This is a genomic window from Micromonospora sp. NPDC023956 (assembly GCF_040639195.1).
Classification (GTDB): Bacteria; Actinomycetota; Actinomycetes; order Mycobacteriales; family Micromonosporaceae; genus Micromonospora.
This window is the reverse complement of the sequence record NZ_JBEZZN010000017.1, coordinates 92,635-106,747: the sequence shown is the minus strand read 5'-3', so window position 1 is coordinate 106,747 and position 14,113 is coordinate 92,635. Positions and strand designations below refer to the sequence as shown.

Genomic DNA, 14,113 nt, shown 5'->3' with positions numbered 1-14,113 from the left:
TGACCAGCCGGTACGCCCGCCCGAGGGCGCGGGCGGCCGGCGCGTACGGAAAGGAGACGGCGGCGTGAGCATGCCGACGCACCAGGGTTTCGACCCCGCGTACCAGCCCACCCCGAACCTTCACGGGCAGCACGCGGATCTGAACGGGCACCCCCAGCAGCACACCGCCGAGGAGGTCACCGGCCGTTCCGTCGGCGACCTGCTGCGGCAGGTCACCACCGACCTCTCCACGCTCATGCGACAGGAGGTGGAGCTGGCCAAGGCCGAGATCCGCGAGGAGGGCAAGAAGGCCGGCAAGGCGGCCGGGTTCTTCGGCGGAGCCGGCTTCGGCGGCTACATGGTCGCGCTGTTCCTCTCGCTCGCCCTCTGGGCCGGGCTGTCCAACGTGATGGACGCCGGTTGGGCGGCACTGATCGTCGCCGTCCTCTGGGGCGCGGTCGCCGCCGTCCTCTACTCGATGGGCAAGAAGAACGCCGAGCACGTACGCGGTCTGAAGCGCACCAACGACAGCGTGCACCGGATTCCGGACGCGTTGAAGCCCCACCCGGAGGGAGTCATCCGATGAGCACCGATCCCGACCAGATCCGCCGCGAGATCGAGGCCACCCGCAACAACCTCAGCTCCGATGTGGACGCGTTGGCGTACAAGGTCAGCCCGAGCCGCATCGTCGACGACCGCAAGCAGCGGGCGCGCGGCGCCCTGCAGAATGTGAGGGACAAGGTGATGGGAACCGCGTCGGACCTCGGCCACGCCGGCGGGAACGCCGCCCACTCGGTCGGCGACCGCGCCTCCTCGGCGGCGTCCAGCGTCAGCCACGCGGCGCACTCGGCCGCCTCGTCCGTGGGGGACGCGGCGCACTCGGTGGGGGACGCGGCGACCCGGGCCCCGCAGACGCTGCGGCGCAAGTCGCAGGGGAACCCGCTCGCCGCGGGCCTGATCGCCTTCGGCGTGGGGTGGCTGGCCTCGTCGCTGCTGCCCGCCACCGACCGGGAGCAGCGCGCCGCCACCCAGGTCAAGGAGAAGGCCCGCGAGCACTCGCACCTGGTCACCGACAGGCTGGGCGAGGTCGCCGGCGAGATGAAGGAACAGCTGCGCGAGCCGGCCCAGCACGCCACCGAGTCGGTGAAGTCGACCGCCCAGGAGGCCGTGCAGACCGTCAAGGACGACACCCGGTCCGCCGCCCACGACGTGCGGGACCAGGCCCAGCAGGCGCGCGAAGAGGTCCGGCACTGACCAGCCGTACGGACACCCGTGCGCCGCGGCTCGCGGCCACCCCCGGCTCGCCGGAGGTGGCCGCGAGCCGTTTGCGTCGACCCCACCTCGCCCGGTGTGACGTCCCGTGGATCGCGGACGGGTGCCGTCCACCTACGACCGGACCGGCGGTGGGCCGTCGGGGTCAGGTGGGCAGGGCCGGGGATCGGGTGCGGCGGGCGCGGGTGCGCAGGGCGCGGGGGGAGTGGGCGGCGAGCCGGATGCGGGTGCCCGCGTACCGCACGCCGCCGAAGACGACCCGCTGCCCGATAGCCAGCCAGGAACAGACCGCCCGCTCCAGCACCCAGAGCGGCGCGGCCAGGGCTGCGCCGGGCGGGAAGACCCGGGTACCGCCGGCCCGCCGGCGTCCCGCCTCGGCCAGCACCACCGTGGCGGCCAGCGCACCGAGGACCGGGCCGCCCCGACGCGCGACGACGGCCGCGCCGAGGGCGGGCAGCACCGCGAGGAACGCGGCCAGCCGTACCGGTTGGGCCAGGTCGTCGTACGCCTGCCGGACCCGTTGGCCGAGGAAGTGCCGGGCGGCCGGGGGCAGCCGACGGACGTAGAGACCGGCCGGGGCGGCCTCGGTGCCGCCGTACGCCCGTACGGTGCGGATCAGCTCCAGGTTCTCGAAGAGCACGTCCGGGTCGTAGCCGCCCATCGCGAGGAAGGTGCTCCGTCGCACGGCCAGGGTGCCCGGGTAGTCCGCGCCGAACGCCCGGTTCAGCAGGATCCGCCCGCTGTCCCAGTACGCGTGCCAGGGCATCGGGTCGAAGTAGTTCTGCGGGCGGACCAGGTCCACCCGGTCCAGCAGCCGGTGCACGGCGCGCAGCCCCGCCCCGTCGTACCGGACGTCGTCGTCGGCGATCACCACGTGCTCGTGCCCGGCCAGGTGGACGCCGGTGAGCACCCCGCGCACCTTCCCGTTCACGCCGTGCGGCACCGCCTCCGGTGGGACGTGTCGTACCAGGCCGTGCCAGGCGGCGGCGTGCCGGGCGTAGACCTCCGGTGGGGAGCCGTCGACGACGGTCACCTCGACCCGCGCGGCGAGGCGTCGCAGGTACCCGGTCAGCTCGGCCAATCCGGTGTCGTCCGCCCAGCGCAGGGGCAGTACGTACGACAGGGGCAGGTGGGTGGCGGGGGCGGCGGGGGCCGACCGACGCCGGATCGGGCGGGACGGGGCGCTCACGCCGCCACCCGCCGGTAGACCGAGACGTGCTGGCGGCTCCCGTCGGTGAACGGCCGGGCGGTCCAGTCCGCCCAGCGGTGCTCCCGGCGCATCCCGGCCAGTTCCGCCATCAGGTCGAGCTCCGCCGGCCAGGCGTAGCGGTGGTTGGCCGGCAGCAGCCGGATCCCGGAGGTGGTGACCCGTAGCTTGGTCGTGGTCATCCGCTGGTCCGCCGGGTGCAGGACGGCCGCCTCCAGCAGCACCTCGTCCTCGGCGACCCGGACCGGCCGCAGGGCCGTGCCGTCCCGGAAGGCGCCCGGGTCGGGCACCCACGTCTCGACGACGAACCGCCCGCCGGGGCGCAGGTGCGCGGCGGCGTTGCGGAAGCAGGCCACCTGGGCGGCCTGGTCGGGCAACGCGAAGATCGTGTTGAAGGCCAGCAGCACCAGCGCGAACTCACCGGGCACGCGGGCGGTGGAGAAGTCCCCGACGGCCACCTCGATCCGGTCGCCGTCGGGCTTCGCGCGCAGGCCGGCGACCATCGCCGGGGATCCCTCGACCCCGGCCACGTCCAGTCCGCGCCGCAGCAGGGGGAGGGCGAGCCGTCCGGTGCCGATGCCGAACTCGCAGACCGGGCCGCCCTCGGCGAGCGTGACCAGCCGGTCCACCGCGTCGTCGGTGGTGAGGTGGGCGTACGCCTCGTCGTAGACGTCCGCGACGTGCCGGCCGTACTCACTTGGGTCGAAGGACAACGGTGCTCCCGGGCGACGGTGTCACCCGGAGGCGTACCCGGGCGGCGGCACGTCCGTGCGGTGCCCGGACGGCGGTGGGCGGTTGCTCCGGGCAGGTGCCCGCAATCCGGGATACCAAACGCGCGCTGCGGCGGGAGAGTGGGCCGTTTCGGCAGCACCGGACCGGGTAGCGCAGGGACACGGACGATCCATCCCTGGGCGCCCGGTTGGAGGAGACGTTGATGACCAGCAACAGAGCGAGATGGACGCTGCTCGGCGCCGTCGTCGCCACCGGCGGGGCGGTCGGCGTCGGGCGGGCGATGGCCGCCCGACGGCACCGGCGGCAACCCGAGATGGTCGACGGTTGGTACGTGGTGCGCCGGGGGATCACGGTGGACCGGCCGGTCGAGGCCGTCGTCGGCTTCTGGACCGACCGGGAACGGCTCGACCGGGCCCTCGGCGGGTGGGCGACCCTGGAGCAGATCGACCCGAACCGGTGGCGGTGCGTGGCCCGTGACCCCGCCGACGACGGCGGGACCGAGTGGCGGGCGGACGTGACGGTGACCGGGCCGGGACAGCTGCGCTGGGAGGTGATCGACGGTCCGGTGCCCCAGGAGGGGAACGTCGACCTGACCACCGCCCCCGGCGGCCGGGGCACCGAGATCCGCGCCGAGTTGCGCTACCGCCTCGGCGGCCCGATGCGCCGGGCGCTGGGCCTGGCCCGGGGCGACGAGCCGGACCTGCGCCTGCGGACCACCCTGCGCCGGGTGAAGTCGCTCGTCGAGTGCGGCCAGGTCATCGACACGCACCGCGATCCGTCCGGTCGGAGCCCGCGGCAGGAGCAGGCGACGGACGCGGTACGCGACAAGCTGATCGCGGGAGGACGGCCGTGAAGGCACTCTGCTGGGAGGGCGTCGGCAAGCTGGCCGTCCGCGACGTACCGGAGCCACGGATCCGCGCCGCCGGGGACATCGTCGTCAAGGTCGCGGCCAGCAGCGTCTGCGGCTCCGACCTGCACCTGATCAACGGCTACCTGCCGGCGATGCGGGAGGGTGACGTCCTGGGTCACGAGTTCACCGGGGAGGTGGTCGAGACCGGGCCGGACGTCCGACGACTCCGGGTCGGCGACCGGGTGGTGGTCGGCTCCGTGGTCGCCTGCGGCGGCTGCTGGTTCTGCCGCACCGAGCAGTACTCGCTCTGCGACAACTCGAACCCGCAACCGGTCTTCACCGAGAAGCTCTGGGGGCACTCCCCGGCAGGGATCCTCGGTTACTCGCACGCGGCCGGCGGCTACTCCGGCAGCCACGCCGAGTACGTCCGGGTCCCGTTCGGTGACGTCGGGGCGTTCAAGGTGCCGGACGGGGTGCCCGACGACTCGGTGGTGTTCGCCTCCGACGCGATGCCGACCGGCTGGATGGCCGCCGACTTCTGTCACCTGACCGGTGGCGAGGTGGTCGCCGTGTGGGGCGCCGGCGGGGTCGGGCAGATGGCCGCGCGCGCCGCGCAGCTGCTCGGTGCCGAGCGGGTCGTCATGATCGACCGGCTGCCCGAACGGCTCACCACCGCCGCCGACCGGCTCGGCGTGGAGACGGTCAACTACGCCGAGACCGACGTGCTGGAGGCGCTGCGGGAGATGACCGCCGGGCGCGGCCCGGACGCCTGCATCGAGGCGGTCGGCATGGAGGCCCACGACGTCGGTCCGGCCTACGCCTACGACCGCGCCAAGCAGGCCACCCGCGCGCAGACCGACCGACCCACCTCGGTCCGGCAGGCGATCATGGCGTGCCGCAAGGGCGGCACGGTGAGCATCGTGGGGGTCTACGCCGGGTTCGTGGACAAGTTCCCGCTCGGCGCGGCGATGAACAAGGCGTTGGTGCTGCGGATGGGGCAGATGCACGCCCAGCGGTACATCCCCATGCTGCTCGACCGGATCGCCGCCGGGGAGATGGACCCCGGTTACCTGGCCACCCACCCGATGCCGCTGGCCGACGGGGTACGCGGCTACGAGATCTTCGAGAAGAAGGAGGACGCCTGCCTGCGCACCGTGCTGCATCCGCAGGCGTGACCTCCGCCCGGTGCCGGCCGTCCGGCCGGCACCCCCACCGGCCGACGGCCGGCTGCGTCCACCCCGGGGCACCCGGATGATGCGCCCCGCCCGGTCCGGTCCCGGTGCGGCACGGCGTTGACCCCGGGCTGCCCGGACGACGACGTACCGGCCCCGGCGGGGTGTGGGCCACCACCGGCCGCGTCCGCTGGCTCCTCCCCGTGGCACCGGATCCTGCTTGGCTGGGCGGAACCGGCAGCACGTTCCGACAGCAGGTGCCGGAGCGCGGCGTCCACCGACGGTGCGGGCCGGTGACGGGAGGGAACGGCAGTGAAGGACAACAGGTCGCCCCGGTGGTGGGTGGACGGGCGGCGGAACGGGCGACGGCTGCCGGTGCCGCCGCGCCTCTACACCGCGCATCTCGCCTTCGAGGCGGCGCATCTGACCGACGCACGCGAACGGGCGGTGGAGTACGCCGAGGCGCTCAGCCTGCTCCGCCCGGAGGTGGCGCTCGGCGGCGCCGCCTGTTCACCGGCGGGCGCCTGGCACCGGGCGGAGCCGCTGTTCTGCGGGACGGTCGGTCCGGACGGGGAACGCTGTGCCGACGTGAGCGGCCACCCCGGCTTCCACCACGCGCCCGGCCTCGGCGGCCTCGGGTGGGGCGACGGTGACGGTTGACCGGGATCCGACCGGGGCGACGTGGGTGTCCCGCGTGCCGGGAGCCCACGTCGCCGGTCGTCGATCCGGTCGCGGCGCCGGCTGCTCAGTCCAGGTCGAACTCGCCGTCCTGCGCACCGGCGACGAAGGCGTCCCACTCGGCCTGGGTGAAGACCAGAACCGGGCCTTCCGGCTCGGCGGAGTTGCGCATGCCGATCAGATCGTCGACGAAGGCGACCTCGACCGCGCTGTCGGAGGTGTCCCCCTCGGCGCGCTGCCAGACGGCCCGCGACAGATCGAAATCGCCCTTGGGGTGCTGACCCATTGTTGCTTCCTCCAGTGCCGGGAGTAATGGGAACACCATCCGTTCCCTCATCGGGCAGGATAAGCGGATGCCGAGCCTGAGCCGTGTAGAGGCGACTGCGCGTGGCGCGTTGATTACCGTCGAGTCCTATCAGGTGGACCTTGACCTGACCGGCGACGGCGACCGCTTCCACTCCCACGTCACCATCACCTTCCGGGCCACCCCCGGAACGGAGACCTTCGTCGAAGTCAAACCCGCCCAGCTGGTCGGGGTTCGCCTCAACGACCGGGACCTCGATCCCGACCTGCTGGTCGACGACCGCCTGCCGCTGGCCGGGCTCGCCGCGGTGAACACGCTGACCGTCGAGGCGGAGATGGCGTACTCGAACACCGGTGAGGGCATGCACCGGTTCGTCGACCCGGTCGACGGCGAGACCTACCTCTACGCCATGTCCTTCCTCGACGACGTGCAGCGCATCTTCGCCGCCTTCGACCAGCCCGACCTGAAGGCCCCGGTGACCCTCTCGGTCACCGCCCCACCGGAGTGGACGGTCGCCGCCAACGGGCCGCTCGCCGCCACGCCCGAGCCCGGACGCTGGGAGTTCGCGCCGACCGCGCCGCTGGCCACGTACTTCTTCAGCCTGATCGCCGGGCCGTACCACGTCCGCCGGACCGAGCACGACGGCATTCCGCTCGGCCTGTACTGCCGGCGCTCCCTCGCCGCGCACCTGGACGCCGACGCCGAGGAGATCTTCACCGTCACCCGGCAGTGTCTCGACCGGTTCCATCAGCTCTTCGCCGAGCGCTACCCGTTCGGGAAGTACGACCAGGCGTTCGTGCCGGAGTTCAACGCCGGCGCCATGGAGAACCCGGGCCTGGTCACCATCCGCGACGACTACGTCTTCCGGTCGGCGGTCACCGACTCCCAGCGCGAGCTGCGCGCCACCACGATCGCCCACGAGATGGCGCACATGTGGTTCGGTGACCTGGTCACCATGCGCTGGTGGGACGACCTGTGGCTGAACGAGTCCTTCGCCGAGTACCTCGGTGTCCGGGTCACCGCCGAGGCCACCCGTTTCGACCAGGCGTGGACCACCTTCGCGCTGCGCCGCAAGGCCTGGGGGTACGCCGCCGACCAGCGCCCCTCGACCCACCCGGTCGCCCCGGAGGAGGTCACCGACGCCGCCGAGGGCCTGCTCAACTTCGACGGCATCTCGTACGCCAAGGGCGCCAGCGTCCTGCGGCAACTCGTCGCCTGGCTCGGCGACGAGGCGTTCCTCGCCGGGCTGAACGCGCACTTCGCCGCGCACCGGTTCGGCAACGCCACCCTCGCCGACCTGCTGGCCAGCCTGGGCGCGGCCAGCGGACGGGACCTCACCGCCTGGGCCGAGCGCTGGCTGCGCCGGCCGCAGGTGAACACCCTGCGCGCCGAGGTGGGCCTGGACGCCGACGGCCGGTACACGCAGGTGGCGATCGTGCAGTCCGCCCCGGAGACCCATCCGGTGCTGCGCCCGCACCGGATCGGGGTCGGGCTCTACTCGGCCGACGGCACCGTCCAGCGGCGGGAGGTCGACCTCGACCCGGACACCGACGGGGGCCGCACCGTGCTGCCCGAGCTGACCGGCCAGCCGGCGGCCCGACTGCTGCTGCCCAACGACGGCGACCTGACCTTCGCCAAGGTGCGCCTCGACTCGGCCTCGGCGGACACCGTGCCGCTGGTGCTGCCGGGCCTGGCCGATCCGCTGGCCCGGGCGCTGCTCTGGGGTGAGTCGTTGCACGCGGCGATCGACGGGGAACGGCCGGTGTCCGCCGTGGTCGAGCTGATCGCGGCGGCGCTCCCCGCCGAGAGCGAGGTGATCATCGTCGAGGACGTGCTGGCGCTGATCCGGCCGCTGATCAACCGCTACCTCGAACCGGCCGCCCGGGACGCGGCCCTGGCCGAGGTGGCCGGGGCCTGCCAGCGGCTGCTGGCCGGCGCGCCGGCCGGTGGCTCGCTCCAGCTCGCCGCGGCCCAGGGGCTGATCGCGACCAGCACCGACACCGTGCTGCTCGGCGGCTGGCTGGCCGGGTCCGGGGTGCCCGAGGGGCTGACCGTCGACGTGGACCTGCGCTGGGCGGTGCTGGGTCGGCTGGTGGTGCTCGGCGCGGCCGGCGAGGCGGAGATCGCCGCCGAGGCGGCGACCGACCCCAGTGCGACCGGCGCGGTGGAGGCGGCCCGGTGCCGGGCGGCGCTGCCCGACCCGGCGGCCAAGGGCCGGGCCTGGGAGATCGTCGTCCGGGACACCGGACTGTCGAACCGCCTGGTCGAGGCGGCTGCCGAGGGCTTCTGGCAGCCCGAGCAGGCCGACCTGACCGCACCGTACGTGGCGCGGTACTTCGCCGAGATGCCGGCGGCGGCGACGCTGCGTACCCCCTGGGTCGCCGCGGACGTCGCGAAGGCGGCCTATCCCCGCTACGCGGTGGACCCGGCCACCCGGGAGTTGGCGGCGACGCTGCTGTCCCGGAACGACATCACCCCCGAGCTGCGCCGGGCGGTCACCGACGCCGACGACGACCTACGGCGCGCCCTGGTCGCCCGGACGGCGCGCGCGGTGGCGGCGTGAGGGCTCGACCGCCGGCACCGCCCACCGGTGCCGGCGCGCGGTCGGCCGGCGTCGTCACCCGGGCCGACGTGGACGCCGCCGCCGGCCGGATCGCCGGGTACGTGCGGCGCACGCCGGTGTTCGCCGTCGACCCGGCGGAGGCGGACGCCGGTGATGCGCCGCAGACGGCGGGTGCGCTCTGGTTCAAGCTCGAACAGCTCCAGCAGACCGGCACCTTCAAGGCCCGGGGCGCGGTCAACCGGATCCGGTCGGCTGCCGAGGACGGCGAGCTGACCGCCGCCGGGGTGGTCACGGCGTCCGGGGGCAACGCCGGCGTCGCGGTGGCCTACGCCGCCGCCCGGCTCGGGGTGCCGGCGGAGATCTTCGTGCCGACCATCAGCGCGCCGGCGAAGGTGCGCCGGTTGCACGCCCTCGGCGCGACCGTCGTGCAGGTCGGGCGGGAGTACGCCGAGGCGTACGAGGCGGCCACCGCGCGGACCGCCGAGACCGGCGCAACCTTCTGTCACGCGTACGACCAGCCGGCCATGGTGGCCGGGGCCGGCACCCTCGGCACGGAGCTGTGGGAACAGACCGGCGGGGTGGACACCGTGCTGGTCGCCGTGGGCGGCGGTGGCCTGGTGGCCGGGGTGGCCGCCGCCCTCGACGGGCTGGCCCGGGTGGTCGGGGTGGAGCCGTCCGGCGCGCCCACCCTGCACGCCGCCCTGGTGGCGGGACGGCCGACGGACGTCCCGGTCTCCGGGGTGGCCGCCGACTCGCTCGGCGCGCGCCGGCTCGGCCGGATCGCCTTCGACGTCGCGGTCGGGTGCGGCGTCCGGTCCCTGCTGGTCGGCGACGACGACCTGGTCGCGGCGCGCCGGTGGCTGTGGGACCGGTACCGGTTGACGGTGGAGCACGGTGCGGCGGCGGCCCTGGCGGCGCTGACCGCGGGCGCCTACCGCCCGGAGCCGGGGGAGCGGGTCGCCGTGGTGCTCTGCGGCGCGAACACCGACCCGGCCGACCTGGGATGAGCGGCAGCGGTCGCTGTGACCGCTGCCGCACCCGTGGAGCTGGGCAGCTCAGCCGCCTCCCGCCGGGCATACGATCTCCGGATGGAGGAAGACATCCGGCGGATCGGGATCATGGGTGGCACCTTCGACCCGATCCACCACGGCCACCTCGTGGCGGCCAGCGAGGTAGCCGACCGGTTCGGACTGGACGAGGTGGTCTTCGTCCCCACCGGGGAGCCGTGGCAGAAGGCCGACGAGGTGGTCAGCCCGGCCGAGGACCGTTACCTGATGACGGTGGTCGCCACCGCCTCCAATCCCCGTTTCCAGGTCAGCCGGGTGGACATCGACCGGGGCGGCCCCACCTACACCGTCGACACGCTGCGCGACCTGCACGCCGAGTACGGCCCTAAGGTGCAGCTCTACTTCATCACCGGGGCGGACGCGTTGGCCCGGATCCTCTCCTGGAAGGATCTGGACGAGATCTTCGAGCTGGCCCACTTCATCGCGGTGACCCGGCCGGGGTTCGAACTCTCCGACGCACACCTGCCCGCCGACACGGTGAGCCTGGTGCAGGTGCCGGCGATGGCGATCTCGTCGACCGACTGCCGGGCGAGAGTGGCCCGGGGCGAACCGGTCTGGTATCTGGTTCCCGACGGTGTGGTGCAGTACATCGCGAAGCGAGGGCTCTACCGGGGCCGCTAGTCGCCTGTTTCGTCCCGAGATGTCCGCTAGTCGACCGGAACTCACGCGTCACTCCCGCGCCACGTGTGAGACGCTAGAAGCATCGCACGGTTGATCGAAGGAGAACGGTGACAGTTTCCGACCGCGCCCACGAGCTGGCGACCGCGGCCGCCCAGGCCGCAGCCGACAAGAAGGCGCAGGACATCGTCATCATCGACGTGGGCGACCAGCTCGCCATCACCGACGCCTTCCTGGTCGCCTCCGCCCCGAACGAGCGTCAGGTGCTCGCCATCGTGGACGCGATCGAGGAGCGGCTGCTGGACCTGCCGGAGAAGGCGAAGCCGGTCCGGCGGGAGGGTGAGCGGGGCGGACGCTGGGTGCTGCTCGACTACGTCGACATCGTGGTCCACGTCCAGCACACCGAGGAGCGCGAGTTCTACGCCCTCGACCGGCTCTGGAAGGACTGCCCGACCGTACCGTTCGTCGACCGGGACCTGGTCGAGGCGGACGCCACCGCCGGTTCCGCAGCCCCCGCCGAATGACCCGGCTGATCGTCTGGCGGCACGGCAACACCGACTGGAACAACGCCCGACGGGTGCAGGGGCAGACCGACGTGCCGCTCAACGAGCGGGGTCGTGAACAGGCGCTGGCCGCTGCGCCGCTACTCGCCGCACTCCGTCCGGACGCCATCGTCGCCAGCGACCTGAGCCGCGCGGCCGACACCGCTGCCGCATTGGCCGCGCTCACCGGCTTGCCGGTGCACACCGACCCGCGACTGCGGGAACGCCACTTCGGGCAGTGGCAGGGGTTGCTGGTCGACGAGGTGGCCGAGCGTTTCCCCGCCGAGTACGCCCGCTGGCGGGCCGGTGACCCCGATCCGGGGGCGGGGCTGGAGAGTCTCGACGACCTCGGCAAGCGGGTCGGCACCGGGTTCCGGGCCGCGGTCGACGCCGTGCCCGGTGGCACCGTGGTGGTCGCCACCCACGGCGGCGGGGCCCGGCAGGGCTGCGGCCACCTGCTCGGCTGGGACCACCGCGTGCTGGCCACCATCCTCTCCCTCAGCAACTGCCACTGGACCGAGCTGCGGCACGACGGGGTGCGGGGCTGGCAGCTGCGGGCGCACAACGTCGGGGTGCCGACCGTGGGCGCCCCCACCGGGGTCGGCTCCGGGCGGGGCGCTCCGGTGTCCACCGAGGCGGTCTGACCGGTGACGCCGGGTCGGGCCGCCTGACCGTCCGGCCCGACGGCACCCGGGCGACCGCCGGTCCGGCCGACGCGAGGTCGGCGACCCGCCCCGACTTCGACTAGCGTGCGGGCATGCCCGTCGCGGTCGTCACCGACTCCACCGCCTACCTCCCACCCGAGCTGGTGCGTAAGCACCGGCTGACCGTGGTGCCGCTGACCGTCGTGCTCAACGGCGCGGAGGGCCTGGAAGGGATCGAGACCCGCCCCGACGACGCCACCCGGGCACTCGGCGGGCGGCGGGTTTCGGTGAGCACCTCCCGACCGGCCCCGGAGCAGTTCGGGCGCACGTACCGTCGCCTGCTGGACGAGGGGGCCGACGGGGTGGTCTCGGTACACCTCTCCGCCGCGCTCTCCGGCACCGTCGAGGGTGCCCGCGCCGCCGCCGCCGACCTCGACGGCCGGGTCGCCGTCGTGGACAGCCGGTCGGCCGGGATGGGCATCGGCTTCCCGGTGCTCGCGGCCGTCCGGGCCGCCGAGGAAGGCGTCGACCTCACCGGGGTACGCGACGCGGCGCTGGCCGCGGTGGACCGCACCCGCGTCCTGTTCTACGTCGACACACTGGAGTTCCTGCGCCGGGGCGGCCGGATCAACGCCGCCGAGGCGCTGCTCGGCACGGCGCTCTCGGTCAAGCCGATCATGCACATGGTCGACGGGGCGATCGTGTTGCGGGAGAAGGTCCGCACCGCGAGCCGGGGGGTCGCCCGCCTGGTGGACCTGGCCGTCGAGGCGGCCGGTGACGACCGGGTGGACCTGGCCGTGCACCACCTGGCCGCCCCGGAACGGGCCGACCAACTGCTCGACGCGTTGCGCGCCCGGTTCGGCGAGCGGCTGCACGACACGTACCTCACCGAGGCGGGCGCGGTGGTGGCCGCCCACGCCGGTCCGGGGCTGGCGTCGGTGGTCGTACACCGACGGACGGCCTGAGCGGTCGTTTCCACCCGGTGGCCGGGCCAGCGACGGCGGTGGCCGGTCAGGCGGCGGCCCCGTGGGACGGCGGTGGCGATCAGGCGGCGGTGGCCGGTGGGACGGCGGCCGTGGCGGTGATCTCGACCAGCTGTCCGGGGTAGCCGAGGCAGGCGACCCCGAGCAGGGTCGAGGTGTGCGGTCCGGCGGCCAGCTCGGACTCCCGGACCACCTGCCAGACCTGAGCCAACGGCGCGGGGTCGGTGGCGACGACGTACACCGTGCTGGCGACCACGTCGCGCAGGCCGCAACCGGCCGCCGCCAGCGCCGTCTCCAGGTTGGCGAGGACCTGGACCGTCTGTGCCACCGGGTCACCCGCCCCGACCAGTTCCCCGGCCGGATCGAGGGGCACCGCCCCGGCGGCGAAGACCAGCCGCGTCCCGGCCTCGACCACCGCGAGATGCGCGTAGTCCGGCGGCGGGAAGAGACCGGGTACGACCGTACGCTGCGCCATGACTGGTCCTTCCGAGCGGCTGCGACCGTGCCGGGTGATGGTGACCCGGCGCCGCCGGACGTGCCACCGATTTTCGTCCTTACCACAGCAAGGGCTTGATCAGGGCGTTGTCCACAGTGGGTCCGGTCGTCCACAGCCGGGCCCGGAGGTGCCGCCGTCGGTCTTAGCGTCGCGGCGTGTCCGACGACCAGGAGACCGAGGTACGCCGACGGCTGCGGCGGCTGCTCCCCGCGCACCCCGGCGCGCCGCACGGCGGTCCGGCGGCGCTCCGCCCCGGCACCGACCCGGACGGATCCGGCTCGCCGCCCCGGGTGGCCGCCGTCGACGAGGGCACCCCGGCCCCCGGGCCGGAGGAGAGCCCGGCTGCGCGGTCCCGCCTGCCCGGCCCGGCTCCCTTCGATCCCGGGCGGCGCGGCGTGCGTGCGCTCGCCGTCGTCGCGGTGCTGGTGGTGCTCGCGGCCGGGTTCTGGGCCTGGCGGTCCCGGCCCCGGGTGGAGCCGGTGCCCACGCCGTCGACGTCGACCGGGCCGCTGGCCGAGACCACCGCCCCGCCGGCGACCAGCGGCACGACCGAGCTGGTGGTGGCGGTCGCCGGCAAGGTACGCCGACCCGGGCTGGTCCGGCTGCCGGCCGGTGCCCGGGTCGCCGACGCGATCGAGGCGGCCGGCGGGGCGCAGCCCGGCGTGGACGTCGCCCTCCTCAACCCGGCCCGCAAGGTCGCCGACGGGGAGCTGATCGTGGTCGGTGCGACGCCGCCGCCTGCGGTGGCGCCCGCCGCGCCCGGGACCGGCGGCGCCCCCGTACCGGGCGGCAAGGTCAACCTGAACACCGCCACCGTGGCGCAGCTCGACACGCTGCCCGGGGTCGGCCCGGTGCTCGCCCAGCGGATCGTCGACCACCGCGACCGGCAGGGTGGCTTCCGGTCGGTCGGCGACCTGCGCCAGGTCGAGGGCATCGGGGACGCCCGCTACGAACAACTCAAGGACCTGGTGACGGTGTGACCCGCCCCGACCCGGCAGCACCCGAC

The 14,113-nt window shown here is 74.3% G+C and carries 16 protein-coding genes; 12 read left to right on the top strand and 4 right to left on the bottom strand.

Annotated features, from left to right (window positions below; genetic code table 11):
* Nucleotides 1–64: 64 nt before the first annotated feature.
* Nucleotides 65–565 carry a phage holin family protein gene (locus tag AB0F58_RS25970; protein ID WP_357148024.1) on the top strand — a complete coding sequence of 167 codons (501 nt, stop codon included), beginning with the start codon at nt 65–67 and terminating at the stop codon, nt 563–565.
* Entirely contained in the window at nt 562–1,233 is a 672-nt protein-coding gene (locus tag AB0F58_RS25965) for a DUF3618 domain-containing protein (RefSeq protein ID WP_357148021.1), read from the top strand. Before AB0F58_RS25970 ends, AB0F58_RS25965 begins: the two co-directional genes overlap by 4 nt.
* A gap of 163 nt (nt 1,234–1,396) precedes the next feature.
* Here AB0F58_RS25965 and AB0F58_RS25960 read toward each other — a convergent pair whose 3' ends face one another.
* Nucleotides 1,397–2,440 (bottom strand): glycosyltransferase family 2 protein, encoded by a 1,044-nt coding sequence (locus tag AB0F58_RS25960; RefSeq protein WP_357148018.1) that lies wholly within the window; start codon nt 2,438–2,440, stop codon nt 1,397–1,399.
* Nucleotides 2,437–3,171: a class I SAM-dependent methyltransferase gene (locus AB0F58_RS25955; RefSeq protein ID WP_357148014.1), complete on the bottom strand. Its 735-nt coding sequence runs from the start codon at nt 3,169–3,171 to the stop codon at nt 2,437–2,439. The genes AB0F58_RS25960 and AB0F58_RS25955 overlap by 4 nt, the downstream gene beginning before the upstream one ends.
* Before the next feature lie 221 nt (nt 3,172–3,392).
* Here AB0F58_RS25955 and AB0F58_RS25950 point away from each other — a divergent pair, with 221 nt between their 5' ends.
* The 3 genes from AB0F58_RS25950 (at nt 3,393) to AB0F58_RS25940 (ending at nt 5,872) form a co-directional block, all read left to right on the top strand.
* On the top strand, nt 3,393–4,043 hold the full coding sequence (locus AB0F58_RS25950) for a cyclase (protein ID WP_357148011.1): 651 nt from the start codon (nt 3,393–3,395) through the stop codon (nt 4,041–4,043).
* Nucleotides 4,040–5,215: a zinc-dependent alcohol dehydrogenase gene (locus AB0F58_RS25945; protein ID WP_357148008.1), complete on the top strand. Its 1,176-nt coding sequence runs from the start codon at nt 4,040–4,042 to the stop codon at nt 5,213–5,215. The genes AB0F58_RS25950 and AB0F58_RS25945 overlap by 4 nt, the downstream gene beginning before the upstream one ends.
* A gap of 309 nt (nt 5,216–5,524) precedes the next feature.
* Nucleotides 5,525–5,872, top strand: a complete 348-nt coding sequence (locus tag AB0F58_RS25940; RefSeq protein ID WP_357148005.1) for a hypothetical protein — start codon at nt 5,525–5,527, stop codon at nt 5,870–5,872.
* An 85-nt stretch (nt 5,873–5,957) separates the two neighbouring features.
* Here AB0F58_RS25940 and AB0F58_RS25935 read toward each other — a convergent pair whose 3' ends face one another.
* Nucleotides 5,958–6,176 (bottom strand): DUF397 domain-containing protein, encoded by a 219-nt coding sequence (locus AB0F58_RS25935; protein WP_242793706.1) that lies wholly within the window; start codon nt 6,174–6,176, stop codon nt 5,958–5,960.
* A gap of 67 nt (nt 6,177–6,243) precedes the next feature.
* On the opposite strand from AB0F58_RS25935, the gene pepN reads away from it, so the two are divergent.
* The 6 genes from pepN (at nt 6,244) to AB0F58_RS25905 (ending at nt 12,593) form a co-directional block, all read left to right on the top strand.
* Complete coding sequence (pepN, locus tag AB0F58_RS25930) at nt 6,244–8,757, top strand: aminopeptidase N (RefSeq protein ID WP_357148001.1); 2,514 nt, start codon at nt 6,244–6,246, stop codon at nt 8,755–8,757.
* Entirely contained in the window at nt 8,754–9,764 is a 1,011-nt protein-coding gene (locus AB0F58_RS25925) for a serine/threonine dehydratase (RefSeq protein WP_357147998.1), read from the top strand. The genes pepN and AB0F58_RS25925 overlap by 4 nt, the downstream gene beginning before the upstream one ends.
* Before the next feature lie 81 nt (nt 9,765–9,845).
* The gene (nadD, locus tag AB0F58_RS25920; RefSeq protein ID WP_357147995.1) at nt 9,846–10,445 is read left to right on the top strand and encodes a nicotinate-nucleotide adenylyltransferase; all 600 of its coding nucleotides are present in this window, start codon (nt 9,846–9,848) and stop codon (nt 10,443–10,445) included.
* A gap of 107 nt (nt 10,446–10,552) precedes the next feature.
* Nucleotides 10,553–10,966 (top strand): ribosome silencing factor, encoded by a 414-nt coding sequence (rsfS, locus tag AB0F58_RS25915; RefSeq protein WP_357147991.1) that lies wholly within the window; start codon nt 10,553–10,555, stop codon nt 10,964–10,966.
* Nucleotides 10,963–11,628, top strand: a complete 666-nt coding sequence (locus AB0F58_RS25910; RefSeq protein WP_357147988.1) for a histidine phosphatase family protein — start codon at nt 10,963–10,965, stop codon at nt 11,626–11,628. Before rsfS ends, AB0F58_RS25910 begins: the two co-directional genes overlap by 4 nt.
* A gap of 113 nt (nt 11,629–11,741) precedes the next feature.
* A complete protein-coding gene (locus AB0F58_RS25905) occupies nt 11,742–12,593 on the top strand; it encodes a DegV family protein (protein ID WP_357147986.1) in 852 nt (283 codons plus the stop codon).
* Between the two features lie 79 nt (nt 12,594–12,672).
* On the opposite strand, the gene AB0F58_RS25900 is transcribed toward AB0F58_RS25905, so the two are convergent.
* Complete coding sequence (locus AB0F58_RS25900; RefSeq protein ID WP_357147983.1) at nt 12,673–13,086, bottom strand: RidA family protein; 414 nt, start codon at nt 13,084–13,086, stop codon at nt 12,673–12,675.
* Between the two features lie 176 nt (nt 13,087–13,262).
* On the opposite strand from AB0F58_RS25900, the gene AB0F58_RS25895 reads away from it, so the two are divergent.
* Entirely contained in the window at nt 13,263–14,087 is an 825-nt protein-coding gene (locus tag AB0F58_RS25895; RefSeq protein ID WP_357147981.1) for a helix-hairpin-helix domain-containing protein, read from the top strand.
* The last annotated feature ends 26 nt before the right edge of the window (nt 14,088–14,113 follow it).